Source organism: Streptomyces sp. NPDC059832, from assembly GCF_042731715.1.
In the GTDB taxonomy this organism is placed as follows: Bacteria; Actinomycetota; Actinomycetes; order Streptomycetales; family Streptomycetaceae; genus Streptomyces.
In genome coordinates this window covers 356,409-378,854 of the sequence record NZ_JBHWIY010000003.1, presented here as the reverse complement: position 1 = coordinate 378,854, position 22,446 = coordinate 356,409, and the positions used below count along the sequence as shown (strand labels likewise).

Here is a 22,446-nt window from a genome sequence, read left to right as displayed (position 1 = left end):
TTGCCATGACTCGCTGTTTCAGGTTGCAGCGTCATCAAAGCCGTATATCTGGAGGATTCATGGCAAGCGTCCGTACTCGACTGACGGTGCTGGGCTCGGCCGTCGCTCTCGCCGCATGCGCCCAGGTGCCCGTACAGCTCGCCGACGCGGCCCCGGCTGCCGCCGCCGCGCGCCACCAGTGGGTCGCCCTGGGCGACTCGTACACCGCCGGGGTCATTCCTGCCGCCGGAGACATTTTCGAATACCCCCGCGACGGCTGCGAGCGCACCGACCAGTCCTACCCGCAGGTCATCGACCGCGACCTCGGCGGGCTCCTCGACCTGACCAACGTCAGCTGCGGCGCCGCCACGATCGAGGACGTCACCTTCCGTGCCCAGGAGCCGATCGGGCGCCACCTGCCGCCTCTCTCCGAGGACCCGGACTACCCGTTCCCGCCGGTGCCTCCCCAGTCCGAGGCGGTGGACCCCGGCACCGACGTGGTCACGGTCGGCGTGGGCGGCAACACCCTCGGGTTCGCCGACATCCTCTTCCAGTGCCTGCAGCTGGGCGCGGGCAGCGGTGGCGTGGGCACACCGTGCAAGGACGACCTGGCCGCAAGCGTCCCCGGCCGCCTGGCCAAGGTGAGCCGCGACTACAACCGGATGCTCACCGTGCTCCACGAGCGGGCCCCGAAGGCCAAGATCCTCGCCGTCGGCTACCCCACGGTCGTCCCCGAGGACACGTCCAAGTGCCGGTACAACGACTGGGAGCAGTTCGCTTCCATCACGCAGGGCGACCTGGACTGGCTGCGCCAGGACGTACTGGAACCCCTCAACAGGGCCATCGAGAAGTCGGCCGGCGCGCACAGGGCCTCCGACTTCGTCGACCTCTACAACAGCTCCCGGAACCACAGCGTCTGCGACGCGGGCAAGTGGGTGGAGGGCGTCTTCACGCGCTTCCCCGACCAGGTGGCCGCCGTGCACCCCAACGCCAGGGGTCACCGAAACGCTGCCGATCACGTCGCATCGGCGATCCTGAACACCATCTCCGTGGACTGACCCGCACCGCTCCCGTCCGCTGACCCGTCCGAGCCGCCTTCGGTCCAGCACCCGGAGGCGGTTGGTGCCCGTGGTGGCCGAGAGCGTTCGCGACGACGGGGCAGGCAGTTCGAGGAGCCGCCGTCGGTCAGCGCCTGACGATCCGGTCGAGGACGGTGGCTATGCCGGACTTGACCGCGTCGCGGTGGTGGAGGGGTTCCGCGGGCAGTTCGCTGGTGGGGCGCACGCCCCGGTCGGCGAGGATGTAGAGCAGGCGAAGGGTGCGCAGGCAGTTGCTGGTGTGAGCGGGCAGCGGGGTGCTGATGCGGTCGGCCCCGAAGCGGTCGGCGATCGGATCCAGCCAGCCGACGGCGTCGCGTTCGCTCAGGTCGGTGCGGGTGAGGACCCGGGCGATCGCCCGCGCCAGGCGGTCGTCCTCCATCTGGTCGTAGACGTGGTCGGTGGGCGCCGTCAGCCGCGCGGCGGCGAGGTCCAGCATCCGCACCGGCGCCACCTCGGGGTGGCAACCGAAGCCGGCAAGCAGGTCCGCGCCGTGCGCCACCGCGTGAAGCCAGCCGAGCGTCTCGTCGTGGCCGCGCAGATCCTGCTCCGCCGGGTACCAGTGCTCGAACGCGTCCACCCAGCCGGCCTTGAGGTCCCCCGCGGCCACCAGCATGTTGAGCACGAGGGGTGCGAAGGTGCGCGCCTCGACCCGCGGGTCGGTGAACCGGGTGGCCATCTCGTCCCCCAGCTCCAGCCGCCTGGGCGTCCCGATCGCCCCGCGGGCGATCCAGGTCGCGAGGACGGTGTAGGGCGCGCCGTCCCGGACCAGCGGATCGGGATCTGCCAGGGCGCGGGACAGTTCGCGGACGAGGTCGTCCATGGGCCGGTCGGTGGGCACGGCACAGTCGGCGGCCTCGACGCTCTTCCAGTCGGTCATGCCGGGCAGAATAGGTCCTTGCCGTTGCCGCACGCATGTGAATTATGTCCAGGTATCCACCTCGACCCGTCAACTGCCCGACCGGGCCCGGCAGTTCTGGCGTCCGCATCACCCTGCCGCCGAAGCCGGGCAGGGTGATGCGCAGGGGCTCCCCGCCGTCAGGCCGTACCGGCCAGGCGGTCGAGGTAGTCCCCGACCGCCCGGCTCTCCCGGGCCGGGGCGATCAGGGCCACGTGGTTGTCGGGGCGGACCAGGACGAGGAGGCCGGTGCCGGGCTCGGCGCCGTACGCGGTGCGGGCGTGGCCCGCGTCGTCGGTCAGGTCGTGCGGGGCTCCCGCGTCCACTCCGTACGCCCGCACCGCGTCGCCGTACGCCGCCTCCGTCGCCCGAAGGGCCTTTGCCGTGTCCGGGCCGAAGCCCAGCAGGGTGAAGTGCGGGCCCGCGAACGCCTCGAACAGGCGGGTCGGCGCGCCCGTTCCGGCGTCGCGGCAGGGGGCGTCCGGGGCGCGGTCGCCCGCCCGCAGCCGGGGGGTGGAGCCGGCGGCGGAGAGCGAGCTCCAGTGGTAGCCGAGGCCCAGGCCCGCCGTGTCCCCGGAGATCGCCGAGTCCAGGCCGCCGCCCGGCTGCCGGATCGCTTCGAGGGTCGCCCGCAGTCGCTCGGCGGTGATGCCCAGCGTCCAGGAGGCCACGGGCAGCCGCTCCTCCTCGTAGGTGTCCAGCAGCCCGGCGGCCGACCGGCCTTCGGCGACCCGGGCGAGCTTCCAGCCCAGGTTGAACGCGTCCTGGATGCCGGTGTTCATGCCCAGCCCGCCCGCGACGGAGTGCACATGTGCCGCGTCCCCGGCCAGGAGCACGCGGCCCACCCGGTAGCGGTCGGCCATGCGCTCGTTGACCCGGTACGTGGACAGCAGGGTCGCGTGCGACAGGCGGTCGCCCGGGAGTCCGGTGTGCTTGGCGAACAGGCGCTGGAAGCTTTCCAGGGAGGGTGGCACAAGGGCTCCCGCCGCGTCCCGCTCCGGTCCCGCCTGGAACCACCAGCCCGTGCGCGTGCCCGGGATCGGGCACAGCATCACGGCGCCGTCCTCGTCGAACCACTGGTGCCAGATGCCGCGGTCGAGGCCGTCCACCTCCACGTCCCCGCAGACCATCGACTGCTCCTCGGCCGTCTTCCCCTCGAACGGGACGCCGAGCAGTTTGCGCACCGCGCTGTGGCCGCCGTCGCAGCCCACCACGTACCGCGCCTCGATGCTCCGGCCGTCGGCGAGGGCGACGGTCACGGACTCGGGCCCCTGCGACAGGCCGACCGCCTCGGAGCCGAGCTCGACGTGCACGCCGTACTCCGCGAGGCGGTCCCGCAGGATCTCCTCCAGCTGCCACTGGGCGATCAGCGCGCCCCGGTCGTACGGGACGTCCGGCGTCGGCTGCGAGGACTCGAAGGGGTCGGCGTCGGCGACCGGCAGCCCGTTGCGGTACTTGCGCATGGTCAGCGGCGCCGATCCCATGGCCAGGACCCGGTCGACGACGCCCAGGTCCTCCAGCACCTCCAGGGAGCGGGGGTTGGGGCCCTTGGCCCGTGAACTGCGCGGGAATTCGGGGGACTTGTCGATGATCCGTACGCCGATGGAGCGCCGTGCCAGATCGCAGGCGAGGATCAGGCCGGTCGGGCCCGAACCGACGATCAGTACGGGGTCGGGGGTGGCGGCGGTGGGTGCGGTTGCGGGCATGAGAGCTCCTCGGTCACGGTCCATGGACATCCAGAGAAACGTAACCGAGTTAAAAAAGCAACCAAGTAACAACTACAGTCTTACCTGTGGAGCGGGCTCGTCGGCCGGTGGGTTCGGCCGCGACGTCTGCTGCGCGGCCTGCCGTGCCTCGCGCACCTGGGCCCTCGTCCGCCGTGCCGTGCGGAACGCGTCCCAGGTCAGCAGGGTGAGCGCCAGCCACACCAGGGCGAACCCGGCCCACCGCTCCGCCGGCATCTCCTCGTGGAAGTAGAGGATGCCGAGGACGAACTGGAAGACCGGTGCCAGGTACTGCAACAGGCCCAGCGTGGAGAGCGGCACCCGGATCGCCGCCGCGCCGAACAGGATGAGCGGGACGGCCGTGACGAGGCCCGCCGAGGCCAGCAGTGCCGCGTGGCCCGCGCCGTCGGAGGTGAAGGTCGACTCGCCCCGGGCGCCCAGCCACAGCAGATAGCCGAGCGCGGGCACGAACATCACGGCCGTCTCGGCGGTGAGCGACTCCAGGCCGCCCATGTTGACCTTCTTCTTCATCAGGCCGTACGTCGCGAAGGAGAACGCCAGGGTCAGCGAGATCCACGGCGGTCGCCCGTATCCGATGGCCAGGACCAGCACCGCCGCGAAACCGGTGCCGACCGCCACCCACTGCACGGGGCGCAGCCGTTCGCCGAGGAGCAGGACGCCCATGGCGATGGTGACCAGCGGATTGATGAAGTAGCCGAGCGACGCCTCGACGACATGGCCGTTGTTCACGGACCAGATGTACAGGCCCCAGTTGACCGTGATCGTGGCCGCGGCCACCGAGATCAGGCCGAGTTTCCTCGGCTGCCGGATCAGCTCGCCGATCCAGGACCAGCGGCGCAGCACCAGCAGCGCGATGGCGACGAACCCGAGGGACCAGGCCATGCGGTGGGCGAGGATCTCGATGGCGCCGGCCGGCTTCAGCAGTGGCCAGAAGAGCGGGACGAGCCCCCACAGGCCGTATGCGCCGATGCCGGACAGGAGTCCCGCCCGCTGTTCATTGATCCCCTTCACGGGCCCTCCAGGCGTGTCTGCGTCAACTGCATGAAGGTAGCGCCGGGAAGGGTCCCGTGTCATGGCCGTATCGCAATACGGTCATGACACGAGGCCTCTGAGGTGTGGGGGAGCGGTGTTACGCCGCTGCCACCGCGGCGGCCACCGTCTCGGCGAGCGGCGTCGTCGGACGGCCGATCAGCCGGGCCAGGTCGCCGCTCGTGGCGGCGAGCAGGCTGCGCCCGATCGCCTCGTCGACGTCGACGAGGATCGCCGCGAAGCCCTCGGGCAGGCCGGCGCCGACCAGGATCTCCTGGTGCACGGCGGCCGGGACGTTCTTGTACGCGATCTCCTTGCCGGTGGCGGCGGCGACCGCGGCCGCGTACTCCGCGAACGACCAGGCGATGTCGCCGCTCAGCTCGTAGACCGCGCCGATGTGGCCCTCGCCGGTCAGCACGGCGGCGGCCGCGGCGGCGTAGTCGGCGCGGGTGGCGGAGGCGACCCGCCCGTCGCCCGCGTTGGCGACGACTGCGCCGTGCTCCAGGACCGGGGCGAGGTTCGCCGTGTAGTTCTCGGTGTACCAGCCGTTGCGCAGGAAGGTGTGGGGCAGCCCGGAGTCGAGGATCAGCTGCTCGGTGACCTTGTGCTCGTCGGCCAGCTGGAAGTCGGCGTCGGGGCCGCCCAGTACGCCGGTGTACGCGAGCTGGGCGACGCCCGCCGCCTTGGCCGCGTCGATGACCGCGGTGTGCTGCGGCACGCGCCTGCCGACCTCGCTGCCGGAGATGAGCAGGACCCGGTCGCCGGCCCGGAAGGCGTCCTTGAGGGACTCCGGCCGGTCGTAGTCCGCGACGCGCAGCTCGATGCCCCGGGCGGCGAGCGGGGCGGCCTTCTCCGCGTTGCGCACGACGGCGGCGATCTCGCTCGCGGGCACGGTGGCCAGCAGCTCCTCGACGACGAGACGGCCGAGCTCTCCGGTGGCTCCGGTGACGACGATGCTCATGGGGTTTCTCCTCCTGGGTGGCACTTGTGGCGCTTGTGGTGCTTGTCCGTGTTCGGGCTCGTACGACTCACTGTAGGGGGTGCACTAACCAATCGAAAGTACCCACTTTGAAGTAAGGTACTGGTGTGAACGTGAGTGAACCGGGCGCGCGGCCCGACGTGAACCGGCCGATGTGCCCCTCCCGGCTGGTGCTCGAACATGTCACCAGCCGCTGGGGCGTCCTCGTCCTCGCCGCCCTGCTGGAGCGCTCGTACCGCTTCAGCGAGCTGCGCCGCGAGGTGGGCGGCGTCAGCGAGAAGATGCTGGCCCAGACCCTTCAGACGCTGGAGCGTGACGGCTTCGTGCACCGGGACGCGAAGCCGGTGATCCCGCCGAGGGTCGACTACACGCTCACCGACCTGGGCCGGGAGGCAGCCGAGCAGGTGTGGGCGCTGGCCCGCTGGACCGAACACCGCCTGGACGCGGTGCGGGCGGCGCGCGAGACGTACGACGAACGGAAGGCGCACGCCCCGTAGAGCAAGTCCGGCTGAGGCGCACGCCCCGCAGGCCCGCACGGTCGCTCCCGCTGAGGCGCACGCCCCGTACGCCCCGTACGCCCCGTACGGCCCGCACGGTCAGTCCGGCTGAGGCTCCTGACCCTCCTCCAGAGTGCGCAGGGCGCGCGATACGTCGAACGGCAGGATCGTCACCGCCACGTGCGGCAACTGCCCCAGCGCCTTTGCCATCTGCTCGCCCGTGCCCCGGTGCAGCAGCTTCCCGAGCACATTGGCGTACATCCGTCGCGGCACCAGCACCGTCAGCGAGGTCCGTCCGTCCTCCGTGGTGCGGGTGGCGAGCTCCTTCATCGCGTGGCGCAGCCGCCGGTCCGGGCACGCCACCAGTTCCAGGGAGACGGACGTGGCGGCCGTCGCCTCCCATTGGGCGGCCAGCTGTCTGCCGTGCGCCTCGTCGATCGCGAAGTGCACGGCCCGGATCTCGTCCGGGTGCAGTTCGTGCGCGTACCGCAGTGCCTTGATCGTCGCCAGGTCCAGCGTCTCGACGAGGACGAAGACCAGATGGCGCAGGCCCAGGGGCCGGTCGGCCCCCGCCGGCTGGAGGCTCTGGAGCACCGCGGCCTCGCGCCGGTACTCGCGGTTGATCCGCATCAGCGCCCACACACCGAGCGGGAAGACCACCACGACCAGCCAGGCGCCCTCGGTGAACTTGGTGACCGCGAAGATCAGCACGACGGCGGCCGAGATGACCGCGGCGAGCCCGTTGACCGTGATCCTGAGCCGGCGGAACCGCTCCCGGCGCCGCAGGTGGTACGCGGTGAGACCGGCTCCGGCCATGGTGAAGGCGGTGAACACGCCGATCGCGTACAGCGCCACCAGCTTGTCCACGCTGGCCCCGGTGGCCAGCAGCAGTGCCAGCGAGACGACGGTCAGCGCGATGATGCCGTTGGAGAACGCGAGCCGGTGCCCGCGCCGGGTCAGCAGCCGCGGCAGGAACCGGTCCTCGGCCACGAAGCTGGCGAGGAACGGGAAGCCGGTGAACGGTGTGTTGGCGCCGGTGTAGAGGACCAGCGCGGTCGCCAGCTGTACGAAGACCAGCCCGGCCGTCCCGATGGGCCCGCCGCCGAAGGCGAGATGGGCCTCCTGCGCGATGACCGTCGGAGTGCCGTCGGTGTAGGGGACGGCATGGGTGAAGTGCGCCAGCGTGGAGACGCCGAGGACCAGGACGCCGAGCACGCAGCTCATGGTGATCAGGGTGCGGCGGGCGTTGCGGCCCTGCGGTTCGCGGAACGCGGAGATGCCGTTGGAGATCGCTTCGAGCCCGGTGAGGGACGAGCCGCCGTTGGCGAACGAGCGCAGCACGATGAAGAGCGAGGCGCCGTAGAGCCAGCCGTTGCCCGGGGTGCCGAGCGGTACGACCCCGGCGGCGTGCAGATCGGCGCGCGGCAGCTCGCCCGTGAGCCCGCGCACCGCGGCGACGACGAGGACGAGACCGACGGCGGCCATGAAGAGATAGGCGGGCAGCGCGAAGGCCCGGCCCGCCTCGCGGATCCCGCGCAGATTCCCGTACGCGAGCAGCGCGATGACGCCGACGGAGACCGGGAGCTGGAGGTGGTCGAGGCCGGTGAATTCGCCGCCGGCCAGATGCGCGAGCGAGATCAGGGCGTTGGTGCCCGCCGAGACCTGGACGGCGACGGTGACGATGTAGTCGACGAGCAGTGCCACGGCGGCGATCTGCGCGACGTTCGGCCCGAAGTTCTCCCGTGCGACGACATAGGACCCGCCGGCCCGGGTGTAGATCATGACGACATCGCTGTAACAGAGCGTCAGGAGCAGCAGCACCAGCAGGATCGCGCCGGTCACCGGCATCAGAAGGGTGAAGGCGGCGGCTCCGACCACGGGTACGAGAACCCGGAGCATCTCCTCGGAGCCGTACGCGGACGAACTGATGCAGTCGGAGGCGAGCACCCCGAGCGCCGTCCGGTTGTTCAGCTTCTCCTCGCTGATGCGCTCGGTGGTGAGCGGCTTGCCGAGCAGACGCCGCTTGATGCGGTACACGGGACGGTCGAGGCTCATGGCCACATCGTGCGCGGTGGCCGGCCGCACCCCCGGTACGCAATCGCCGGACGGGCCGAAATTCAGCCCGTCCGGCGACGGCAGGATCCAAACGAGATCCGGACGGGAGGAACTAGCCGACGACGGTCCAGTTGTCGTTGCCGGCGAGGAGGGCGGCGAGGTCGCCCTTGCCGTGCTGTTCGACGGCGGTGTCGAGCTGGTCGGCCATGAGGGTGTCGTAGACGGGACGGTCGATGTCGCGCAGGACGCCGATGGGGGTCTGGTGGAGGGTGTCGGGGTCGGCGAGGCGGGAGAGGGCGAAGGCGGTGGTCGGGGAGGCCGCGTGGGCGTCGTGGACCAGGATCTGTTGTTCGTTCTCCGGGGTGACGGTGACGACCTGGAGGTCGCCGGTGCCGGGGTCGCGGACGACGCCCTTGGTGTTGTCGGTGCCGAAGCGGATGGGCTGTCCGTGTTCGAGGCGGATGACGGCGTCCTGGGCGCGTTCCTTGTCCTTGAGGGCCTCGAACGCGCCGTCGTTGAAGATGTTGCAGTTCTGGTAGATCTCCACCAGCGCCGTGCCCGGGTGGTCGGCCGCCGCGCGCAGCACGCTCGTGAGGTGCTTGCGGTCGGAGTCGATGGTGCGGGCGACGAAGGATGCTTCCGCGCCGATGGCCAGGGAGACCGGGTTGAAGGGGGCGTCCAGGGAGCCCATCGGGGTGGACTTGGTGATCTTGCCGACTTCGGAGGTGGGGGAGTACTGGCCCTTGGTGAGGCCGTAGATCCGGTTGTTGAACAGGAGGATCTTGAGGTTCACATTGCGGCGCAGGGCGTGGATGAGGTGGTTGCCGCCGATGGACAGGGCGTCGCCGTCGCCGGTGACGACCCAGACGGACAGGTCGCGGCGGGAGGAGGCGAGCCCGGTGGCGATGGCCGGGGCGCGGCCGTGGATGGAGTGCATCCCGTAGGTGTTCATGTAGTACGGGAAGCGGGAGGAGCAGCCGATGCCGGAGACGAAGACGATGTTCTCCTTCGCGAGACCGAGCTCGGGCATGAAGCCCTGGACGGCCGCGAGGACGGCGTAGTCGCCGCAGCCGGGGCACCAGCGGACTTCCTGGTCCGACTTGAAGTCCTTCATGGACTGCTCGGCCTCGGCCTTGGGCACCAGGTGCAGGAGCTGGTTGGTGTCAGGCATCGATGGCCTCCTTGAGTGCCGTCGCGAGCTGTTCGGCCTTGAACGGCATGCCGTTGACCTGGTTGTGGCTGTGGGCGTCGACGAGGTACTTGGCCCGGACGAGGGTGGCGAGCTGGCCGAGGTTCATCTCGGGGACGATGACCTTGTCGTAGCGCTTGAGGATGTCGCCGAGGTTCTTCGGGAAGGGGTTGAGGTTGCGCAGATGGGCCTGGGCGATGGGGGTGCCGGCCGCGCGGAGCCGGCGTACGGCGGCGGTGATGGGGCCGTAGGTGGAGCCCCAGCCCAGCACCAGGGTCCTGGCGTCGGCGGGGTCGTCGACCTGGAGGTCGGGGACCTCGATGTTGTCGATCTTGGCCTGGCGGGTGCGGACCATGAGGTCGTGGTTGGCCGGGTCGTAGGAGATGTTGCCGCTGCCGTCCTGCTTCTCGATGCCGCCGATGCGGTGTTCGAGGCCGGGGGTGCCGGGCACCGCCCACGGCCGGGCCAGGGTGTGCGGGTCGCGCTTGTAGGGCCAGAACACCTCGGTGCCGTCGGCCAGTTCATGGTTGGGGCCGGTCGCGAACCGGACCCGCAGGTCCGGCAGCTCGTCGGTCCCGGGGATCTTCCACGGTTCGGAGCCGTTGGCCAGGTATCCGTCGGAGAGCAGGAAGACGGGGGTGCGGTAGGTCAGGGCGATGCGGGCGGCGTCGAGCGCGGCGTCGAAGCAGTCGGCCGGGGTCCTGGGGGCCACGACCGGGACGGGGGCCTCGCCGTTGCGCCCGTACATCGCCTGGAGCAGGTCGGCCTGCTCGGTCTTGGTGGGCAGGCCGGTGGACGGGCCGCCGCGCTGGATGTCGATCACGACCAGCGGCAGTTCCAGGGAGACCGCGAGCCCGATCGTCTCCGACTTCAGCGCCACCCCGGGCCCGGAGGTGGTGGTCACGGCGAGGGATCCGCCGAACGCGGCCCCCAGCGCGGCCCCGATCCCCGCGATCTCGTCCTCCGCCTGGAAGGTCCGCACCCCGAAGTTCTTGTGCTTGCTCAGCTCGTGCAGGATGTCCGAGGCCGGAGTGATCGGGTACGAGCCCAGATACAGCGGCAGATCCGCCTGCCGGGACGCGGCGATCAGCCCGTACGACAGCGCGAGATTCCCCGAGATATTGCGGTACGTACCCGCAGGGAACGCCTGAGAGGCCGGCGCCACCTCGTAGGAGACCGCGAAGTCCTCCGTGGTCTCCCCGAAATTCCATCCGGCCCTGAACGCCGCCACGTTCGCCTCTGCGATCTGCGGCTTCTTCGCGAACTTCGCCCGCAGGAACGCCTCGGTCCCCTCGGTCGGGCGGTGGTACATCCACGACAGCAGACCCAGCGCGAACATGTTCTTCGACCGCTCGGCCTCCTTGCGGGAGAGCCCGAACTCCTTCAGCGCCTCGATCGTGAGCGTCGTCAGCGGCACCGGATGCACGTTGTAGCCGTCCAGCGACCCGTCCTCCAGCGGACTGGTCGGGTAGCCGACCTTCGCCATCGGCCGCTTGGTGAACTCATCGGTGTTCACAATGATTTCCGCCCCGCGCGGCACATCGTCGATGTTCGCCTTCAACGCGGCCGGATTCATCGCGACCAGGACGTTCGGCGCGTCCCCCGGCGTGAGGATGTCATGGTCCGCGAAATGCAGCTGGAACGAAGAAACCCCCGGCAGGGTCCCTGCGGGGGCGCGGATCTCGGCGGGAAAGTTCGGCAGCGTCGAAAGATCGTTCCCGAACGAAGCGGTCTCCGAAGTGAAGCGGTCACCGGTGAGCTGCATACCGTCTCCGGAGTCACCCGCGAAGCGGATGATCACCCGATCGAGACGGCGGATCTCCTTCTCGCCGGCGCCCGCATGATCGGAGCGGGGGGCACGCTGTCCCCCGACGAGCGCCTCGCTGGCCTCATCGGCCTGTTCGGCTGGGCTACTGACCTGGCTGGTCACTGAACTGGACCTCCCTCGGGGCGGCGGCTCGGGTCCCGCCGGCCCGCCGGCGGTCCCCATGCCCACCCTACGTCGGTAAGGGTCGCCTTCCCTGGACCGATCAGATGGTGGACGTCATTTTGGGACGCGATTTGATACCGATTTGTCATGTTTCGCAAGCCCCCAAGTCGTTCGATGAAGACGCTGTGCACTCATCCTTTGGTGCTAGGTCCTGTCCGGGACCCCGGTGACGTTCATCGGTACCGGTACCCCGCCCCGGTCACCGCGGCGGCCGTGGCCGACCCCCGCGGTGACCTCCACCAGGTACCTGACAGAGTGTCAGTTCATCAGGAGTTCAGGTAGGTCAGAACGGCCAGCACCCGGCGGTGATCCCCGTCACTGGGGGACAGCCCCAGCTTCAGGAAGATATTGCTGACGTGCTTCTCCACGGCACCGTCGCTCACCACCAGCTGCCTGGCCACCGCGGAGTTCGTCCGCCCCTCCGCCATCAGACCGAGCACCTCGCGCTCGCGCGGCGTCAGCCCGGCCAGGACGTCCTGTTTACGACTCCGGCCCAGCAGCTGCGCCACCACCTCCGGGTCCAGCGCCGTCCCGCCCTGCGCCACCCGGACCACCGCGTCCACGAACTCCCTGACCTCGGCGACCCGGTCCTTCAGCAGATATCCCACGCCCCGGCTGGACCCGGCCAGCAACTCGGTCGCGTACTGCTCCTCGACGTACTGCGAAAGGACCAGCACCCCGATCCCCGGATAGTCCTTCCGCAGCCGCACGGCCGCCCGCACACCCTCGTCGGTGTGGGTCGGCGGCATCCGCACATCGGCGACCACCACATCGGGCAGCGCGTCCTGCCCCGCCAGATCGCTCACCGTCTTGATCAGCGCCTCGGCGTCCCCCACTCCGGCGACGACGTCATGCCCCAGATCGGTCAGCAGCCGGGTGAGTCCTTCCCGGAGCAGCACCGAATCCTCGGCGATGACTACTCGCACCCTGTCCTCCACCATGAAGCCGTATCCCCCACTGTTCGCTGGTCCCGCATCTACGGTCTCCAGCATCCCAGCATCGGCGCCCTGCTGTCCTCGGCCACCGGGTGGACTTCAGTCGTGCTCAGTCGTGCTCAGTTGTGCTCGGCCGTGCTCAGCCGCGCCACGGCAGCTCGGCCGTGACCCGGGTGGGGCCGCCCTGCGGGGAATCCACGACCAGGACGCCGTCCACCGCCTCCAGCCGCTCGGTCAGCCCGGCGAGCCCGCTGCCCGACGAGACATCGGCGCCGCCGCGCCCGTTGTCGGTGACCTGGAGCATCAGCCGGTCCGCCGCCCGCCACACATCGACCGACGCGCGGGTCGCCCGTGCGTGCTTGCTCACGTTCTGCAGCAGCTCGGAGACCGTGAAGTACGCGATGCCCTCGATCGCCTGGGCCGGCCGGGAGGCCAGGTCCACCTCGACGTTGACCGGGACGGTGCAGCGGGAGGCGATGGCGGAGAGTGCGGCGTCGAGTCCGCGGTCGGTGAGGACGGCGGGGTGGATGCCGCGGGCGAGGTCGCGCAGTTCCTGGAGGGCGACCTTGACCTCGCCGTGGGCCTCGTCGACCATGCGGGCCGCGGCTTCGGGGTCGTCGGTCAGCTTCTCCTTCGCCAGGCCCAGATCCATGGCGAGGGCGACGAGGCGGGCCTGGGCGCCGTCGTGGAGGTCGCGCTCGATGCGGCGCAGGTCGGCGGCGGCCGTGTCGACGACCACCCCCCGGTCCGACTCCAGCTCCGAGACGCGGGTCGCCAGCCGGGACGGCCCGAGCAGCCCGGCCACCATGACCCGGTCCACGCCCACCAGGCCACGGATGATCCACGGCGTGACGAGGACGAACACCAGGCCGACCGCGCTGGTCAGGGCCAGTTCGACGGAGGAGTCGAGGCGGACGTCATGGGCCCGGTCGCTGTACAGCTGAATGCCGCCCTGACCCGTGTACGCCGGGAAGACCCAGCGCCACAGCGGGTAGGTGAACGCGGTCCACCCGATCGTCCAGAACGTCACCGCGACGGAGAAGGCGAAGATCGCCCACGGCATGTGCAGCAGTGTGTAGAGCAGATGCCGCCAGGACGCTCCGCTCTTGAGCATCGCGCCCATCCAGGACATCAGGCCGCCGGTCCTGCCGCGCACCGGCGCCGGGGCCGCCACGTCCACCTTCAGCAGCCCGCGCGCCCGTGCCCGTTCCATCGCGCCGAAGCCGCGGCACATGGCCAGCGCACCGGCCAGGATCGGAACGCCGAGGAAGGTGATCAGCATGCCGACGCCCAGCGTCGTCAGGGTGATCGAGAGGCAGAACAGGACCACGCTGATCGGCAGGCTCAGCAGCAGGTACGTGAGCTCGCGCCAGGTCCTGCCCTCGACGGGCGCGCGCAGCGCGGCGGGGAAGAAGTGCTTCACCGGGGGATGGTCCCCGAAGCCGGCTCCGGACCGCTGGTGGTCCCGAGTGTCCGGTCCGTATGCCGTGGCCATGAGTGCTGTCCGTTTCTTCTCATCTTCATCAGCGGTCTGTTGCCGTTATGACAAGGGTGCTGCTTCGCGGGCCTGCCCACCATGAGGGGGGTATCCCTCTTCGGCCGGGGGTTTCCCCCACCATGGAGGGGGCGTACGTACGGCCATGCACGGGCTGTATTGGCGGTGCCCGGCCGGGGAGGCCGGTGGCGCTCGGACGGGCTGTACTGGCGACGCTCGACCGGGTGAGGCTAGCGGCGCTCGGCCGCCCCCGTATTGCTCGGCTCCGTGTCCTTCCGCTGCTCACGGTCCCGCCAGGGCAGTTCCGCAGTGACCGTCGTGGGTCCGCCGACCGGTGAGTCGAGGACGAACAGCCCGTCGACGGCGCCCAGCCGCTCGGCCAGCCCCGCCATTCCCGTACCGCCGTCCATCCGGGCCCCGCCCCGTCCGTCGTCGGTGACCTGGAGCATCAGCCGCTCCCCGGAGCGCCACACCTCGACGGACGCCGAACGCGCCGCGCTGTGCTTGCTCACGTTCTGGAGCAGCTCGGAGACCGTGAAGTACGCGATCCCCTCGATCGCCTCCGCGGGACGCCCCGGCAGATCCACGCTCACTGCGACGGGGACGGTGCAGCGGGAAGCGATGGCGGAGAGTGCGGCGTCGAGTCCGCGGTCGGTGAGGACGGCGGGGTGGATGCCGCGGGCGAGGTCGCGCAGTTCCTGGAGGGCGACCTTGACCTCGCCGTGGGCCTCGTCGACCATGCGGGCCGCGGCTTCGGGGTCGTCGGTCAGCTTCTCCTTCGCCAGGCCGAGGCCCATGGCGAGGGCGACGAGGCGGGCCTGGGCGCCGTCGTGGAGGTCGCGTTCGATGCGGCGCAGGTCGGCGGCGGCCGTGTCGACGACCACCCCCCGGTCCGACTCCAGCTCGGCGATCCGGCGCTCCAGCTCGTCGGAGGGCGAGAGCAGCCCGCGCACCATCGACCGGTCCACGTTGCTGAGGAGCCGCGCGACATGGGGGAGCACCGGCCACAGCACGAGGAGGCTCACGAGCGTCACCGCGAAGGTGAGTATGCCCCAGGGCAGCCGGATGAAGGAGTACAGCACGGTCCGCCAGCCCACCGGGTCCTTGATGCTCGACCACAGCCAGGAGAAGAACCCCTTGTCCCGGCGGGACAGGTCCATCGGGCTCGGCTCGTCGATCCGCACCCCGAGCATCGCCCGCGCCCGGCCCCGCTCGGCCTTGCCGATCAGCCGCGCCCCGTGCAGCCCGAGGGCGAGCAGGGGCAGACCGATCACCGTGACCGCAAGCCCCACGCCGACGGCGATCATGACAACCGTGTAAACAAACCCGGCAATGGCCATGGGGAGATTGGCCAGCAGATGGCCGATCTCCTTCCAGGTCCAACGGTCGAGGATGAGGCGGGCGGGCGGTGGCCGGTCGTTGTCCGGCACCTGGGGGCTCATGGTCATACGCCCAGCCTGCCGGGCCGGACCGGCGCACGCCATGGGGCTCATGGGTGAGGTGAAGTAGGGATAACCCCACCCCTTGTCCGACGCGGCTGCTTACCGTCTCTTTAACAGGGCCTAGACTCCCGTGCGTACAGATCACCGGACGGATTCCAGGGAGCGAGGGGCGGACGTGGCGGACCTGCCGGAATCGACCGTTCTCGCGGCGGACTACTTCCACGGTTATTCAGTGGTCGGACTGCTCGCCGTGATCGGTGTGCTGTTCGTCGCCGTCGCCTTCGGGGCCGGCCGACTGCTGCGCCCCGTGGTCCCGACGCCGGAAAAGCTCCTGACGTACGAGTGCGGCGTGGATCCGGTGGGTGAAGGATGGGCACATACGCAGGTGCGTTATTACGTCTATGCCTTCCTGTACGTGATCTTCGCCGTCGACTCGATCTTCCTGTTCCCGTGGGCGACCGTATTCGCCGCACCCGGATACGGGGCGACGACGCTGGTCGAAATGTTCATCTTCCTCGGTTTCCTGGCCGTAGGACTGCTCTACGCATGGAAGAAGGGCGTCCTCGAATGGACGTGACCAGCCCGCGGGCCGACGAGGGATCCGAACCGCAGCCCGTGCCGACCTTCTTGCCGGAGCCCAAGCGGCTCGGCGTCCTGTCGCGCCTGGCGCCCGAGCCGATGAAGGTGGTCCTGAACTGGGGCCGCCGCTACAGCCTCTGGGTCTTCAACTTCGGGCTCGCCTGCTGCGCCATCGAATTCATCGCCGCCTCCATGGCCCGGCACGACTTCATCCGGCTCGGCGTGATCCCGTTCGCGCCCGGCCCGCGCCAGGCCGACCTCATGATCGTTTCCGGCACGGTGACGGACAAGATGGCTCCGGCGGTGAAGCGGCTGTACGAGCAGATGCCCGAGCCCAAGTACGTCATCTCCTTCGGCGCCTGTTCCAACTGTGGCGGCCCGTACTGGGACTCGTACTCGGTGACCAAGGGCGTCGACCAGATCATCCCGGTCGACGTCTACGTCCCCGGCTGCCCGCCCCGGCCGGAGGCGCTGCTCCAGGGCATCCTCAAGCTCCAGGAGAAGATCGCCCGGGAGTCGCTGGGGGAGCGGTACGCGACGGGCGGCGGCAGCCGTCCCTCCACCGCCGCCCTGCGCAGCGGCCTGGTCGCGCCCCCGCAGAACCCGGCGTCGGCCCCGGCCCCGGGGAAGGACCGCGCATGACCACCACCCCTGCCGACGCCTACGGCCGCCTGCCCGACGCCGCCGCCGAGCTCTTCGGCGAGGACGCGACGGCGGAGTACGCGTACGACCTGCTGACCGTCGACGTACCGGCCGCCGCCTGGACCGCCGCCCTCGAAACGGCCCGCGACCGGCTGGGCTGCACGTATTTCGACTGGCTGAGCGCGGTCGACGAACCGGGCACCGGCTTCCGGGTCTGCGCCCATGTCGCGGCCCTGGCCGAGGGCAAGGTCCGTCGGCTCATGATCCGTACGACCGTTCCGCACGAGGCGGCGGTCCTTCCCACCGCGATCGACGTCTACGCGGGCGCCGCCTGGCACGAGCGCGAGACGCACGAGATGTTCGGCATCGGCTTCGAGGGCCACCCGCACCTGGTGCCGCTGCTGCTGCCCGAGGGCTTCGAGGGCCACCCGCTGCGCAAGGACTTCGTGCTGGCGGCGCGCGTCGCGAAGGCCTGGCCCGGGGCGAAGGAGCCGGGCGAGTCGGAGCACGGCGGCCCGAAGCGGCGCACGATGCTGCCGCCCGGCGTCCCCGACCCGAACGAATGGGGCCCCCTGAAGGGCCAGCTCCCGCCCGCCCCGTCCCGCCCGGCCCGCACCCCGCGAGCGGCGGGCGACCGCCCGGTGCGCCGCACCCGCAGCGCCAGCGAGGGCTCGGCCGCCCAGCGGACGGCAGCAGCGACCGCAGCGGCCCCGGAAGCGGGCGCGGGTACGGAGGCGACACCCCGGACCACGACCCCGCGCCGTACCCGGAGCGCGTCCCAGGGCTCGGCGAGCCAGCAGCCGTCGAGCCGACAGGCGGAGGCGGCGGCGCCGGGTGCGGGAACGGAGCCGAGTACGGGCACCAGGACGGGTACGGGGACCGATACGGGTGCGGGTACCGGAGCAGCGGAGCCGAGCTCCGGAACCAGCGATGCCCCGTGGCACCACGCCCGCCCGGCGTTCGACGCGAACGCGGGTGCGGGTGCGGACTCCGGTGCTTCCCAGCCGGACGAGACCATTCCGGACCCGGCCACTCCCGGTCTTGGCGGGGCCACTCCGGACCCGGGTACTTCTCAGCCCCTCCGGCGTTTGAGGAGCGGGGGTCCGGGGGCGGAGCCCCCGGTTCGGGAAGGGGCGGGTAGGGGAGAGGCCCAGCGCAGCGGCACCCCCGACGCGGACACCGACACCGACACCGACGCCACCCCCGATACCGATACCGAGACCACCCCCGCGAACCGCCCCGACCCCTCGGCGCACCCGGAATCTCCGGAATCCCCGGAATCCCCGAAAACCCCAGAGACCCCCGCCGGAGGCGATACCGCGTGAACGACGTACTGGACGTCGCCCTCCGCCTCGTCATCGTCTTCGCCGTGTTCATGGTCCTCCCGCTCGTCGTCGGGCAGACCGAGCACAAGGTGATGGCCCATATGCAGGGCCGCCTCGGCCCCATGTACGCCGGCGGCTTCCACGGCTGGGCCCAGCTCGTCGCGGACGGCGTGAAGTTCGCGCAGAAGGAAGACATCGTCCCGGCCGAGGCCGACCGCCGGATCTTCCAGCTCGCGCCGGCTGTCGCGCTGCTCCCGTACCTCCTCGTACTCGTCGCCATCCCGATCGGCCCCGGCGAGGGCGCGGTCGGCCAGGTCGTCGATGCGGGCATCTTCTTCGTGCTCGCCGTCATGGGCGTAGGAGTCCTCGGCTCGCTGATGGCCGGCTGGGCGTCGGCGAACAAGTTCTCCCTCCTCGGCGGCCTCCGTACCGCCGCCCAGCTGCTCGCGTACGAGCTGCCGATGCTGCTCGCCGCCGCCTCCGTCGCGATGGCGGCCGGCACCGTCTCCCTCCCGGGCATCCTCGATGCCTTCGAGTGGTGGTGGCTGCCCTGGCAGATCGTCGGCGCGCTGGTCTTCTTCGTGGCCGGACTCGCGGAGCTGCAACGCCCGCCGTTCGACATGCCGGTCGCCGACTCGGAGATCATCTTCGGCGCGTACACCGAGTACACCGGCCTGCGCTTCGCCCTGTTCCTGCTCGCCGAGTACGCGGGCATCGTCGTCCTGTGCGGACTGACCACCGTTCTCTTCCTCGGCGGCTGGCACGGCCCGTTCGGCGCCGACGGACTCGGCTGGGTCTGGACGCTCCTCAAGACCGCGGTCCTCGCCTTCGTCGTCATCTGGCTGCGGGTGTCCTACCCCCGGCTCCGCGAGGACCAGCTGCAGAAGCTCGCCTGGACCACGCTCATCCCGCTCGCTCTCGCGCAGATCGCGCTCACCGGCATCGTGAAGGTGGCGATCAGCTGATGCCCCCGATCCCCGGCTCCGGCCTGGCCAAGGGCCTGGCCGTCACCCTGCGGACGATGACGAGGAAGACGGTCACCGCGCAGTACCCGGACGTCCAGCCCGAGCTCCCGCCACGCTCCCGCGGCGTCATCGCGCTGTTCGAGGAGAACTGCACGGTCTGCATGCTCTGCGCCCGTGAGTGCCCCGACTGGTGCATCTACATCGACTCCCACAAGGAGACGGTGCCGGCCGCGACCCCGGGCGGCCGCGAGCGCAGCCGCAATGTCCTCGACCGCTTCGCGATCGACTTCTCGCTCTGCATGTACTGCGGTATCTGCATCGAGGTGTGCCCCTTCGACGCGCTGTTCTGGTCGCCGGAGTTCGAGTACGCCGAGACGGACATCCTCGAACTCACCCATGAGCGCGACAAGCTCCGCGCATGGATGTGGACGGTGCCGGAACCGCCGGCGCTCGACCCGGGCGCCGAGGAGCCGAAGGAGATCGCCGCCGCCCGCAAGACGGCGGAGAAACTCGAAGCCCAGCGTGCCCAGGAAGCCCAACAGGCACAGCAGGCGCAGCAGACTCAGGAAACCCAGCAGAACCAGAGCGAAGCAGAGGGGGAGGAGTGACACTCGCAGGCACCGCGGCCCACACCGCCCTCGCCGCCCAGCCGGTCCACTCCGGCTTCCTCTCCCCGACCGGCATCGAGATCGCCTTCGTCCTCGTCGGCATCGCCGCCCTCGGCGCGGCCGTCGTCACCGTCACGACCAAGCAGCTGGTGCATGCCGCCCTCTGGCTGGTCGTGGCGCTCGGGGGTCTCGCCGTCGAGTACCTCCTGCTCACCGCCGAGTTCATCGCCTGGGTGCAGGTACTGATCTACGTCGGTTCCGTGGTCGTCCTCCTCCTCTTCGGGCTGATGCTCACCAGGGCCCCCATCGGCCGCTCCCCAGACGCCGACTCGGGCAACCGCTGGGCGGCGCTCGCCGTGGCGGTCGCCTCCGCCGGCGCGCTCGTCTGGGTCGTGGTCGACGCCTTCCGGACCACCTGGATCGACCTGGACGGACCGGCCCGGGGCTCGACCGACGTGACCGGCTCCTTCCTCTTCCGGCACTGGGTGCTGCCGTTCGAAGCACTCTCCGTCCTGCTGCTCGCCGCCCTCGTCGGCGCGATCGTCCTGTCCCGCAAGCGCGGTAAGGAGCAGAGCTGATGCACCTCGCCTATCCCGCCGTGCTCGCCGCCCTCCTCTTCTGCACCGGGCTGTACGGAGTGCTCGCCCGTCGCAACGCGATCCTGGTCCTGATGTCCGTCGAGCTGATGCTCAACGCCGTCAACCTCAACCTGGTCGCCTTCGACGTCTGGCTCCGCGACGCCCTGCACTCCGGCCAGGCCCTCACCCTCTTCACCATCGCCATCGCGGCGGCGGAGATCGGCATCGGCCTGGCGATCGTCCTCGCCGTGTACCGCAACCGCGGCAGCTCGGACGTCGACCGCCTCCGCGACACCGCCGAGACCGACGCCGCCGAAGCCCTCCCGGACGACGAGTCCGGCACCGGCACCGAAGACCAGGCCACTGCTGCGGCAGGGAAGGCAAAGAAGGCAGAGGCCACCGCGTGACCACCACGACCCTCGCCGTCCTCGTCCCCCTCCTTCCGTTCCTGGGCGCCGCGGCCGGCCTCCTGTCGGGACGCACCGCCCCCGGCTTCGTACGGCCCCTCGCCGTACTGCCCACCCTCGCCGCCGCCGTCATCGCCGTCGTCGTCGCCGCACGCCAGGGCGGCGGCCGGGCCATCGACGCCGCGACCCAGCTCACCCCCACCGGCTCGGTCCCGATCGACCTCGCCCTGCACCTCGACGGCTTCGCGGTCCTCGTCGCCGTCCTGGTCGGGCTCGTCGCGACCTGTGTGCAGATCTACTCGACCGCCTATCTGCGCGACGACCCCCGCTACCCCTCGTACGCCGCCCTCGTCTCCCTCTTCACCTCCGCGATGCTGCTCGTCGTCTACTCGGGCGACCTGATGGTGCTCCTGGTCGGCTGGGAGATCATGGGCATCTGCTCGTACTTCCTCGTCGGCCACTACTGGGAGACGCCCGAGGCGCGCGCCGCCTCCCTCAAGGCCTTCCTGGTCACCAAGCTCGGCGACGTCCCCTTCCTGATCGGCCTGTTCGCGCTCGCCGCCGACACCGGCACCTTCCGCATCACCGGCATCCTGGGCGCCGTCGCCAACGGCGGCCTGGACCACCCCACCCTCATCGCCCTGCTGCTCCTCGCGGGCGTCGCCGGCAAATCGGCGCAGTTCCCCCTGCACACCTGGCTGCCCGACGCGATGGCCGGCCCCACCCCCGTCTCCGCGCTCATCCACGCAGCGACGATGGTCGCCGCCGGTATCTACTTCGTGGCCCGGCTCCTCCCCGTCTTCGCCCAGTCCGGCGCGGCGCTCGTCGTGCTCGCCGTCATGGCGGCGATCACGATGATCGGCTCAGGACTCGCCGCCCTCGCCCAGGACGACATCAAGCGGGTCCTCGCCTACTCGACGATCGGCCAGCTCGGCTACATGGCCGGTGCCCTGGCCGTCGGCGACCGGGGGGCCGCCGTCTTCCACCTCCTCTCCCACGGTGCGTTCAAGGCCGTCCTCTTCCTCGCGGCCGGCGTCGTCATCCACGCCGCCGGGACCAACTCGCTGGCCGCCATGTCCCGCATGGGCGGCCTGGCGAAGCGCATCCCGGACGCCTACTGGACGATGACCGTCGCCCTGCTCGCGCTCGCCGCCATCCCCCCGTTCGCCGGCTTCTTCTCCAAGGAAGCCGTCCTCGTCGCCGCCGAGCACACCGCGCTCGGGGAACGGCACGTCGCCCCGGCCGCCGCCGGCTGGACCGTACTCGTCGCCGGACTGCTCGCCGCCGTCCTCACCGCCGCGTACGCCACCCGCCTCTGGCTCCTCGCCTTCCGGGGCCGCGGCGCCGAGGCCCCCGACCACGGCAGGCAGCCCGTCGCGATGACCGCCGTCCTCTGGGTCCTCGCCGTCCCCACCATCGCCTTCGGACTGACCGTCGGCACGATCACCGACTGGTTCGACGGCCACAGCCTCACCCCGACCGTCACCACCGCCGTCCTCTCCACGGGCGTCGGCCTCGTCGGCGGCCTCGTCACCTACGGCGCCTGGCGCCACACCTCGGCGCTCGCCGCCCGTACCCCCGTCGGCACCGTCGTCGCGCACCCCGAAGCCGAACCCGCCCTCATCGAGGCCCAGGCCATGACGGCACACACCGCCGCCTACGGAGCCGACGGGGACGCCCCCGACCCAGCCGACCCCGGCCGCCTGCTGCTCGGCCCGCTCCACCACCACGCCGCCGCCGGCTTCCACCTCGACGCCCTGTACACGGCGCTGTTCGTCCGCCCCGTCCAGGCCGCGGCGAGCCTCGTCCGCTTCCTGGACCGCGAGGTCGTCGAAACCTACGTACGCGGCTCCGGCACCGGCGCACGCTGGCTCGGCACCGCCGTCCGCCGGGCCCAGACCGGCAACGTGCAGACCTACCTCGGCGCGCTGCTCGCGGGTTCCCTGGTCCTGGTGATCGCCGCCGTCGTCTTCGCCAACACCAACGCCGGGTCGTGAGCCGTGATCGATATC

20 protein-coding genes are annotated in these 22,446 nt (G+C 70.8%); 10 read left to right on the top strand and 10 right to left on the bottom strand.

The genetic code is table 11. From position 1 onward, the window contains the following. Positions 1-59 precede the first annotated feature (59 nt). Positions 60-1,037, top strand: coding sequence for an SGNH/GDSL hydrolase family protein (locus tag ACFV8T_RS06960; RefSeq protein WP_385325306.1), 978 nt, complete (start codon positions 60-62; stop codon positions 1,035-1,037). A gap of 127 nt (positions 1,038-1,164) precedes the next feature. Here the strand turns inward: ACFV8T_RS06960 and ACFV8T_RS06955 are convergent, their stop codons facing one another. The 4 genes from ACFV8T_RS06955 to ACFV8T_RS06940 all read right to left on the bottom strand — a co-directional run bounded on the left by ACFV8T_RS06955 (position 1,165) and on the right by ACFV8T_RS06940 (position 5,709). Continuing rightward, positions 1,165-1,956 (bottom strand): DUF2785 domain-containing protein, encoded by a 792-nt coding sequence (locus ACFV8T_RS06955; RefSeq protein ID WP_385325305.1) that lies wholly within the window; start codon positions 1,954-1,956, stop codon positions 1,165-1,167. A 158-nt stretch (positions 1,957-2,114) separates the two neighbouring features. Further along, positions 2,115-3,680, bottom strand: a complete 1,566-nt coding sequence (locus tag ACFV8T_RS06950; protein WP_385325303.1) for an FAD-dependent monooxygenase — start codon at positions 3,678-3,680, stop codon at positions 2,115-2,117. Positions 3,681-3,752: 72 nt separating this feature from the next. Next, positions 3,753-4,730 carry an EamA family transporter RarD gene (rarD, locus tag ACFV8T_RS06945; protein WP_385325301.1) on the bottom strand — a complete coding sequence of 326 codons (978 nt, stop codon included), beginning with the start codon at positions 4,728-4,730 and terminating at the stop codon, positions 3,753-3,755. 118 nt (positions 4,731-4,848) lie between these two features. Next, positions 4,849-5,709: an SDR family oxidoreductase gene (locus tag ACFV8T_RS06940; RefSeq protein ID WP_385325299.1), complete on the bottom strand. Its 861-nt coding sequence runs from the start codon at positions 5,707-5,709 to the stop codon at positions 4,849-4,851. 170 nt (positions 5,710-5,879) lie between these two features. On the opposite strand from ACFV8T_RS06940, the gene ACFV8T_RS06935 reads away from it, so the two are divergent. After that, a complete protein-coding gene (locus tag ACFV8T_RS06935; protein ID WP_385325558.1) occupies positions 5,880-6,224 on the top strand; it encodes a winged helix-turn-helix transcriptional regulator in 345 nt (114 codons plus the stop codon). Positions 6,225-6,323: 99 nt separating this feature from the next. On the opposite strand, the gene ACFV8T_RS06930 is transcribed toward ACFV8T_RS06935, so the two are convergent. The 6 genes from ACFV8T_RS06930 to ACFV8T_RS06905 all read right to left on the bottom strand — a co-directional run bounded on the left by ACFV8T_RS06930 (position 6,324) and on the right by ACFV8T_RS06905 (position 15,336). After that, entirely contained in the window at positions 6,324-8,279 is a 1,956-nt protein-coding gene (locus tag ACFV8T_RS06930; protein ID WP_385325297.1) for an APC family permease, read from the bottom strand. 112 nt (positions 8,280-8,391) lie between these two features. Then, the gene (locus ACFV8T_RS06925; RefSeq protein WP_385325295.1) at positions 8,392-9,450 is read right to left on the bottom strand and encodes a 2-oxoacid:ferredoxin oxidoreductase subunit beta; all 1,059 of its coding nucleotides are present in this window, start codon (positions 9,448-9,450) and stop codon (positions 8,392-8,394) included. Next, the gene (locus tag ACFV8T_RS06920) at positions 9,443-11,398 is read right to left on the bottom strand and encodes a 2-oxoacid:acceptor oxidoreductase subunit alpha (RefSeq protein ID WP_385325293.1); all 1,956 of its coding nucleotides are present in this window, start codon (positions 11,396-11,398) and stop codon (positions 9,443-9,445) included. Before ACFV8T_RS06920 ends, ACFV8T_RS06925 begins: the two co-directional genes overlap by 8 nt. Before the next feature lie 326 nt (positions 11,399-11,724). Next, on the bottom strand, positions 11,725-12,399 hold the full coding sequence (locus ACFV8T_RS06915; protein WP_323180027.1) for a response regulator transcription factor: 675 nt from the start codon (positions 12,397-12,399) through the stop codon (positions 11,725-11,727). A 133-nt stretch (positions 12,400-12,532) separates the two neighbouring features. Next, a complete protein-coding gene (locus ACFV8T_RS06910) occupies positions 12,533-13,888 on the bottom strand; it encodes a sensor histidine kinase (protein WP_385325291.1) in 1,356 nt (451 codons plus the stop codon). Positions 13,889-14,118: 230 nt separating this feature from the next. Further along, positions 14,119-15,336, bottom strand: a complete 1,218-nt coding sequence (locus ACFV8T_RS06905) for a sensor histidine kinase (RefSeq protein ID WP_385325290.1) — start codon at positions 15,334-15,336, stop codon at positions 14,119-14,121. 169 nt (positions 15,337-15,505) lie between these two features. Here ACFV8T_RS06905 and ACFV8T_RS06900 point away from each other — a divergent pair, with 169 nt between their 5' ends. Genes ACFV8T_RS06900 through ACFV8T_RS06865 form a run of 8 tightly spaced genes read left to right on the top strand, consistent with a single transcriptional unit; the run spans position 15,506 to position 22,431 of the window. Then, positions 15,506-15,907 carry an NADH-quinone oxidoreductase subunit A gene (locus ACFV8T_RS06900; protein ID WP_385325288.1) on the top strand — a complete coding sequence of 134 codons (402 nt, stop codon included), beginning with the start codon at positions 15,506-15,508 and terminating at the stop codon, positions 15,905-15,907. After that, complete coding sequence (locus ACFV8T_RS06895) at positions 15,898-16,551, top strand: NADH-quinone oxidoreductase subunit B (RefSeq protein ID WP_385325286.1); 654 nt, start codon at positions 15,898-15,900, stop codon at positions 16,549-16,551. Before ACFV8T_RS06900 ends, ACFV8T_RS06895 begins: the two co-directional genes overlap by 10 nt. Beyond that, entirely contained in the window at positions 16,548-17,876 is a 1,329-nt protein-coding gene (locus ACFV8T_RS06890; protein WP_385325284.1) for an NADH-quinone oxidoreductase subunit C, read from the top strand. Before ACFV8T_RS06895 ends, ACFV8T_RS06890 begins: the two co-directional genes overlap by 4 nt. Next, positions 17,873-18,841 carry a complex I subunit 1 family protein gene (locus tag ACFV8T_RS06885; protein ID WP_266415574.1) on the top strand — a complete coding sequence of 323 codons (969 nt, stop codon included), beginning with the start codon at positions 17,873-17,875 and terminating at the stop codon, positions 18,839-18,841. The genes ACFV8T_RS06890 and ACFV8T_RS06885 overlap by 4 nt, the downstream gene beginning before the upstream one ends. Beyond that, positions 18,841-19,449, top strand: coding sequence for a NuoI/complex I 23 kDa subunit family protein (locus ACFV8T_RS06880; RefSeq protein ID WP_385325282.1), 609 nt, complete (start codon positions 18,841-18,843; stop codon positions 19,447-19,449). Before ACFV8T_RS06885 ends, ACFV8T_RS06880 begins: the two co-directional genes overlap by 1 nt. After that, positions 19,446-20,027 (top strand): NADH-quinone oxidoreductase subunit J, encoded by a 582-nt coding sequence (locus ACFV8T_RS06875; protein WP_385325281.1) that lies wholly within the window; start codon positions 19,446-19,448, stop codon positions 20,025-20,027. The genes ACFV8T_RS06880 and ACFV8T_RS06875 overlap by 4 nt, the downstream gene beginning before the upstream one ends. Then, positions 20,027-20,434: an NADH-quinone oxidoreductase subunit NuoK gene (gene nuoK / locus ACFV8T_RS06870; RefSeq protein ID WP_385325279.1), complete on the top strand. Its 408-nt coding sequence runs from the start codon at positions 20,027-20,029 to the stop codon at positions 20,432-20,434. The genes ACFV8T_RS06875 and nuoK overlap by 1 nt, the downstream gene beginning before the upstream one ends. Beyond that, the gene (locus tag ACFV8T_RS06865) at positions 20,431-22,431 is read left to right on the top strand and encodes an NADH-quinone oxidoreductase subunit L (RefSeq protein ID WP_385325278.1); all 2,001 of its coding nucleotides are present in this window, start codon (positions 20,431-20,433) and stop codon (positions 22,429-22,431) included. The genes nuoK and ACFV8T_RS06865 overlap by 4 nt, the downstream gene beginning before the upstream one ends. Positions 22,432-22,446: the final 15 nt, after the last annotated feature.

Excerpts from the sequence above, each read along its gene's own strand:
- ACFV8T_RS06960 (WP_385325306.1), top strand. The coding sequence starts at position 60 with ATGGCAAGCGTCCGTACTCGACTGACGGTGCTGGGCTCGGCCGTCGCT.
- ACFV8T_RS06955 (WP_385325305.1), bottom strand. The coding sequence starts at position 1,956 with ATGACCGACTGGAAGAGCGTCGAGGCCGCCGACTGTGCCGTGCCCACC.
- ACFV8T_RS06950 (WP_385325303.1), bottom strand. The coding sequence starts at position 3,680 with ATGCCCGCAACCGCACCCACCGCCGCCACCCCCGACCCCGTACTGATC.
- ACFV8T_RS06940 (WP_385325299.1), bottom strand. The coding sequence starts at position 5,709 with ATGAGCATCGTCGTCACCGGAGCCACCGGAGAGCTCGGCCGTCTCGTC.
- ACFV8T_RS06935 (WP_385325558.1), top strand. The coding sequence starts at position 5,880 with ATGTGCCCCTCCCGGCTGGTGCTCGAACATGTCACCAGCCGCTGGGGC.
- ACFV8T_RS06930 (WP_385325297.1), bottom strand. The coding sequence starts at position 8,279 with ATGAGCCTCGACCGTCCCGTGTACCGCATCAAGCGGCGTCTGCTCGGC.
- ACFV8T_RS06925 (WP_385325295.1), bottom strand. The coding sequence starts at position 9,450 with ATGCCTGACACCAACCAGCTCCTGCACCTGGTGCCCAAGGCCGAGGCC.
- ACFV8T_RS06915 (WP_323180027.1), bottom strand. The coding sequence starts at position 12,399 with ATGGTGGAGGACAGGGTGCGAGTAGTCATCGCCGAGGATTCGGTGCTG.
- ACFV8T_RS06910 (WP_385325291.1), bottom strand. The coding sequence starts at position 13,888 with ATGGCCACGGCATACGGACCGGACACTCGGGACCACCAGCGGTCCGGA.
- ACFV8T_RS06905 (WP_385325290.1), bottom strand. The coding sequence starts at position 15,336 with ATGACCATGAGCCCCCAGGTGCCGGACAACGACCGGCCACCGCCCGCC.
- ACFV8T_RS06895 (WP_385325286.1), top strand. The coding sequence starts at position 15,898 with ATGGACGTGACCAGCCCGCGGGCCGACGAGGGATCCGAACCGCAGCCC.
- ACFV8T_RS06890 (WP_385325284.1), top strand. The coding sequence starts at position 16,548 with ATGACCACCACCCCTGCCGACGCCTACGGCCGCCTGCCCGACGCCGCC.
- ACFV8T_RS06880 (WP_385325282.1), top strand. The coding sequence starts at position 18,841 with ATGCCCCCGATCCCCGGCTCCGGCCTGGCCAAGGGCCTGGCCGTCACC.
- nuoK (WP_385325279.1), top strand. The coding sequence starts at position 20,027 with ATGCACCTCGCCTATCCCGCCGTGCTCGCCGCCCTCCTCTTCTGCACC.